The organism is Candidatus Poribacteria bacterium (assembly GCA_016866785.1).
Lineage (GTDB): Bacteria > Poribacteria > WGA-4E.
In genome coordinates, this window is sequence record VGLH01000189.1 from 1 (window position 1) to 5,539 (window position 5,539).

At 65.1% G+C, this 5,539-nt stretch carries 4 protein-coding genes; all 4 read left to right on the forward strand.

Annotated elements, in window-relative coordinates; translation table 11 throughout:
- Genes secD through FJZ36_17835 form a run of 4 tightly spaced genes read left to right on the forward strand, consistent with a single transcriptional unit; the run spans nucleotide 1 to nucleotide 4,887 of the window.
- Entirely contained in the window at nucleotides 1–1,821 is a 1,821-nt protein-coding gene (gene secD / locus FJZ36_17820) for a protein translocase subunit SecD (GenBank protein ID MBM3216756.1), read from the forward strand.
- Between the two features lie 14 nt (nucleotides 1,822–1,835).
- Nucleotides 1,836–2,705 (forward strand): protein translocase subunit SecF, encoded by an 870-nt coding sequence (gene secF / locus FJZ36_17825; GenBank protein ID MBM3216757.1) that lies wholly within the window; start codon nucleotides 1,836–1,838, stop codon nucleotides 2,703–2,705.
- Between the two features lie 12 nt (nucleotides 2,706–2,717).
- Complete coding sequence (locus FJZ36_17830) at nucleotides 2,718–3,518, forward strand: sensor histidine kinase (protein MBM3216758.1); 801 nt, start codon at nucleotides 2,718–2,720, stop codon at nucleotides 3,516–3,518.
- Nucleotides 3,511–4,887, forward strand: a complete 1,377-nt coding sequence (locus tag FJZ36_17835) for a sigma-54-dependent Fis family transcriptional regulator (GenBank protein ID MBM3216759.1) — start codon at nucleotides 3,511–3,513, stop codon at nucleotides 4,885–4,887. Before FJZ36_17830 ends, FJZ36_17835 begins: the two co-directional genes overlap by 8 nt.
- Nucleotides 4,888–5,539 lie beyond the last annotated feature (652 nt).

Below are 5,539 nucleotides of genomic sequence, written 5' to 3' on the forward strand. Positions count from 1 at the left end.
GTGTCGGTCGACGGCGGGTTCGAGTTCCTGCTGGACAAACCGGCGTCCAAGTCAGCGGAGGCACTGAGCAAAGCCTATCGACGTCTTGCGGCGACGCTTCGCGAGCGCTCACAGGCGATAGGGCTCACCGATGTCCGGCTGAACGACAGCGCCAGCCCCGCGGACGATTCCCGCGCGATCCAAGCGAAGCTCAAGTACGAGTACACCGATTCCTTCGGGCGCTCCCCCGACGCGGTCCTGCGTGACCTCCAGCTCTACGGCAAGCTGCCTCTGGGACTGCGCGGCTGGCTCTTGTCCGAAAGCCGCATCCGGCTCGGTCTCGACCTCAAAGGCGGCGTCTATCTCGCGCTAGAGCTCGACCTCGCCGAAGCCGAGAAGCAGGCGCTTGCCGAGGCGCAATCGAGTATACGTCGCGACCTGCGCGAGCGCTACCGCGTCAACTGCCGAGAGGTGATACCGGAAGATGGCGGGTTAGTCGTCGTCATCAAGCCGAGCGCCGACTGGGGCATCGCCGGGGACACACGCAAGGCAGACACCGAAGCCTATCTCGATGGCATCGAAAGCTTCGCTTTAGAGCCGATCTATGACACCCACGCAGACGCAGAGGGCCTAGTGCGCTATCGGTTGCGGGTCGAGTCCGGGGAGATGGACGATCACGTCAGCCAGGCACTGGCTCAGAATGCCGAGATCCTGCGGAACCGGCTCGACCCCCACGGCGTCGGCGAACAGGATATCCGTCGCGACCCGAGGGGGCGCCGAATCATCGTGCAGGATCCCGGCGCGAGCGACTCGCTTGAGCTCGCCAATTTCATCGAGACGATGGGTCGGCTCGAGTTCCGCATGGTTCAGCAGAAGGACGGAGCCCCGTGGTACGGCTCCGGCACGCCTCCCACGCCGGATCAGGTCCCCGATACCGCAGAGGTCCTCTACGACCGCGAGGGTCACTGGCTCGTCGTCGACCGAGAGTCCGTCATCACGGGTCGAGATGTCTCGCGCGCGACGACTCAGCGCAACATCGCCGAGATCGTCGTGTCGGTCCGCTTCACCGGCAACGGTCGTCGAGCGTTCGGCGAGGCGACCGCCGCGCATGTCAACGAGTTGATGGCGATCATCCTCGACAACACGGTCGTCTCGTTCCCGCGCATTCGCGAGCCGATCCTGACCGGTGAGGCGTCCATTTCCGGCGGGTTCGACAAGGAGTCAGCTGAAGAGCTGGCGACGATACTGAAGTCAGGGTCATTCCGCGTCCCCATGAAGATTGCCCACGAGCGCACTGTAGGGCCCAGCCTGGGTCAGGAAGCCATCCGTCAAGGCACGCTGGCGGCGATCATCGGCATCGCCACGGCGCTCGTCTTCATGACCTACTACTACAACGTCTGCGGGACGTTTGCGGCAATCGCGTTGGTGCTGAACGCGCTGATGATCCTCGCGTCGCTGGCGCTGCTGGGGGCGACACTGACGCTGCCGGGCTTGGCGGGTCTCGTGCTCACGATGGGCATGGCGGTTGACGCCAACGTGCTCATCAACGAACGCATCAAGGAGGAGCTCCGAGCCGGCAAGTCGGTGTCCGCATCGATCAACGCGGGGTACGGGCGCGTCTTCTGGACGATCTTCGACTCGAACGTGACCACCGTCCTGACAGCCATCGTCCTGATCCAGTTCGGGACCGGTTCGGTGCGCGGCTTCGGCGTGACTCTCACCATCGGCATCGTGACGAGCATGTTCACGGCGCTCTTCGTGACGCGCGAGATGTTCCGAGCGTTCGAGGTCAAGCGGAAGTCGATCCCGATTTACCCGCTGTTCGGATTCAAGAAGAGCTAGGGAAAGGCGCACCTGTGACCGGTACGATCAACTTCCTGGGCGTGCGTCGGGCTGCGATGACCGTGTCGTTGGCGGTGATTCTGGGCGGCGTCGCGTCGCTGGTCGTCAAGGGGGGCCCAAACCTCGGTATCGACTTCCGAGGCGGGGCGCATATCGTCGCGAAGTTCAGCGAGCCCGTCACGCCGTCCGATGTCGCGTCGACGTTGCAGAACGCCGCGATCGCGCGACCGAAGATCGTGGTCGCGCCCGGCAACGAGGTGCTGATCGATACGGTGGTCGAAGAAGCCGGGACGGGGCAGAAGATCGTCCAGGCGCTTCAGGGCGCACACGCGATCGAGGACATCAGCATCACGGAAGTCGGCGCAAACGTGGGACGGGACCTGCGGCGCATCGGGATCCTCGCTACGATCCTGTCGCTGGGGCTGATGCTGGTTTACATCTCGCTCCGGTTCCAGTGGCGCTTCGCCGTCGGGGCGGTCGTCGCGACCGCGCACGATGTCGCCATCACGGTCGGGCTCTTCTCGGTGCTGAACCTCGAGATCAACCTGCCCACGCTCGCGGCGTTCCTGACGGTCGTGGGCTACTCCGTGAACGATACGATCGTCATCTTCGACCGGATCCGCGAGAACCAGCGAATCCTGCGCGGCGTGCGGCTCGAGGACGTGATGAACTCGAGCATCACGCAGACGCTGAGCCGGACGCTGTTGACGTCGTTGCTCACGCTGTTCGTGGTCGTGGTCATCTTCCTCGAATCGGGGCCCGGAGAGCTGCGAACCTTCTCGCTCGCGCTCATCTTCGGGATCATCATCGGAACGTTCTCCTCGATCTACATCGCCAGTCCGGTCGTCCTCATGCTTCAGCCGAAGACGTCGCTGGCAGACTAGCCGAGCTTCGTCGTGACCGCATGGGTCCTGTTTGGCGCGGGGATCGCCGTCGGCGTCGTGCTCGCCGTTGCGGCGGCACGCTGGATGCGGCGTACTGCGACCGCAACTGGCTCGGACCCCGCGCCGCCGCCCATGGAACGGATCGCGCGAGGTCTCGCCCACGAGATCCGCAACCCCCTCAACAGTATGAGCATCACGCTGCAGTTGCTTGAGGAGGACCTGTCCGGCGATGAGCCGCCGGACTGCGAAGGCATTCGTCGCCAGGTGACCCGAGTACGGGGCGAGATCCAGCGTCTGGAGGTCATCCTCAGCGACTTCCTCCGATACGCGCGCCAATCGCACGCCGAGCTCGAACCGGTGCAGATCGGGAGCGTTCTTCACGAGGTGCTCGACTTCGTCGAGCCTGAAGCCGATCGTCTCGGCGTCGAGATCGTGCGGGAGATCGACTCGACGCAGCCGCAGATGGCGGACCCGCTGCTCCTCAAGCAGGCATTCCTCAACCTCGTCCTCAACGCGTTTCAGGTGATGGGCGACGGCGGGACGCTCACGGTGCGCGGGGAGCAGTCCGTGCACGGCGTCGATGTCGTCGTACGAGATACCGGCGGGGGGATCGCAGACGAGGCGCGCGCGAGGATCTTCGAGCCGTTCTTCTCGACGAAGAAGGAGGGCACGGGGCTGGGTCTCGCGGTGGTGAAGCAGGTGTCAGACCTGCACGGCGCGCGGATCGACGTCAAGAGCCAACCGGGTCAAGGTACGACCTTCACGCTGCACTTCCCGAGTCGTCCCGGCACGGGTGGAGGAAGCCATGACTGAGCCGATCGTCATGATTGTCGATGACGATGACACGGAACTCGATGCGATGCGCCGCATCTTCCGCAACGAGGGATACCGGATCCTCGCCGCCGAGAACGGCGATCAGGCGCTCCGACTGCTCGAGGAGAATGACGTCGCCGCGCTGCTGACCGACCTGAAGATGCCCGGCATGGACGGTCAGGAGCTTCTCCGACGAGCGAAGGAGCGTTGTCCTGACGTGCAGGTCATCGTCATCACTGGGTACGGGACCATCGCTGGCGCGGTCGAGGCGGTTCAGGCTGGGGCGGTGGATTTCCTGGAGAAGCCGCTCAACATCGCGGCGACGCGCCTTCGTGTCCGAAAGGCGGTCGAACGCCATGACCTGGTGCGCCGGAACTCCGCGCTACGCGAACAAGTGGATGACCTCTACGCGCCGGAGAACATGATCGGGCGGTCGCCCAAGATGCAGGAGGTGTACCGGAAGCTGCGCCGCGTCGCGCCGACTTCTGCGACGGTCCTCATCCTGGGCGAAAGCGGCACGGGGAAGGAGCTCGTCGCGCGGGCGATCCACGCGCTGAGCCCCCGCAAGGACCGGCGGTTCCTGCCGTTCAACTGCGCGGCGGTGACGCGGGAGCTCGTCGAGAGCGAGTTGTTCGGCTACAACCGTGGGGCGTTCACGGGAGCCTCCCGCGACAAGCCGGGGTACTTCGAGGAAGCCAACGGCGGCACGCTGCTGCTCGACGAGATCGGCGAGATGACGCTCGAGGCGCAGGCGAAGCTGCTGCGCGTGCTCGAGGAACGCGAGATCATGCGCGTCGGCGCGACGAAGGCGACCCCCATCGATGTGCGGATCGTCGCGGCGACGAACCGCAACCTGCGCGAAGCCGTTCAGGACGGCTCCTTCCGCGAGGACCTCTATCACCGGCTGGTCGTGTTCCCCATCGAACTGCCGCCCTTGCGCGAGCGGCGCGAGGACATCCCCGTCCTTGCAGAGCATTTCCTCAAGCAGGCGACGCAGGAGTACGGGTCGGGACCCATGCGGTGGGATGCCGATGCCTTGCGGCAGCTCCAAGCCTACCGATGGGAAGGGAACGTGCGCGAGCTGCGGAACCTGGTGTTCCAACTCGTCTTGACTGTCGAGGGTGACACGATTCGGAGTTCCGACCTGCCCGCCAACGTCGCCATCGGAGACAAGCCGGACGGCGAGTTGTTCCGCGTCGGCGCGTCGATGGATGACCTGGAGCGCGAGGCGATCCTGCGGACGCTTGAGGCAACAGGCGGGAACAAGACGCAGGCAGCCAAGATGCTGGGAATGGCGCTCCGCACCCTCTATCGCAGGCTGGAGAGCTACGGCATCGCGACCTCTGACGCCGACTCGGGCTCGGAGTAGGGGCGGGCCTCGAGGGCCCGCTCGCCGTGTTCGCTGGACCCTACTTGGGCCACTCGATGTTCGTCCACCGCGCGTTGTGCGACATGGACAACGCGACGTTCCCCGCGACATTCGCCAAGCCTGCCGAGCCGGTCACGAAGTCGGAATCGCTGGCGATCCGCCACTGATGGTCGGGCCATGCGGTCGGCGGGTTCCCGACGGGCGCGCTGTACGCGCCGTCGCGGTTCAGGTCGGCGTAGAAGTCCACGCGGTAGGTGTGACTCTCCACGAGAACCTTGCCGAAGTCGAGCGACACCTCTGGCGCTCCCACGACGTTGGCGCGCGCCACCTCGACACGAGTCGCCGTGTCGATGACGCGACCCTCGATCTTCTGTTCGGCGTGCGGCGCGAAGCTCGTCAAAGACAGCTTCAGGGTGTAGACGCCGGGCGAGTTCTTTTCGTACCCGGGCCAGTCGATGTCGGTCCACGTCGCGTTGTGCGCCATGGTGATGGCGACCGCCCCGCCGACGTTGGTCAGACCCGCAGTGCCTTCGGCGAATGTCGTGTCGCCCTGGATCCGCCACTGATGGTCGGGGTAGCCGGTTGGCGGGGTTCCCTGAGGTGGCGTGTACACGCCGTCTTTGTTGAGGTCCGCGTAGAAGTCGACGCGATA

Bases quoted from the DNA above. Each gene is read 5' to 3' on its own strand.
- FJZ36_17835 (MBM3216759.1), top strand. From the start codon at position 3,511: ATGACTGAGCCGATCGTCATGATTGTCGATGACGATGACACGGAACTC.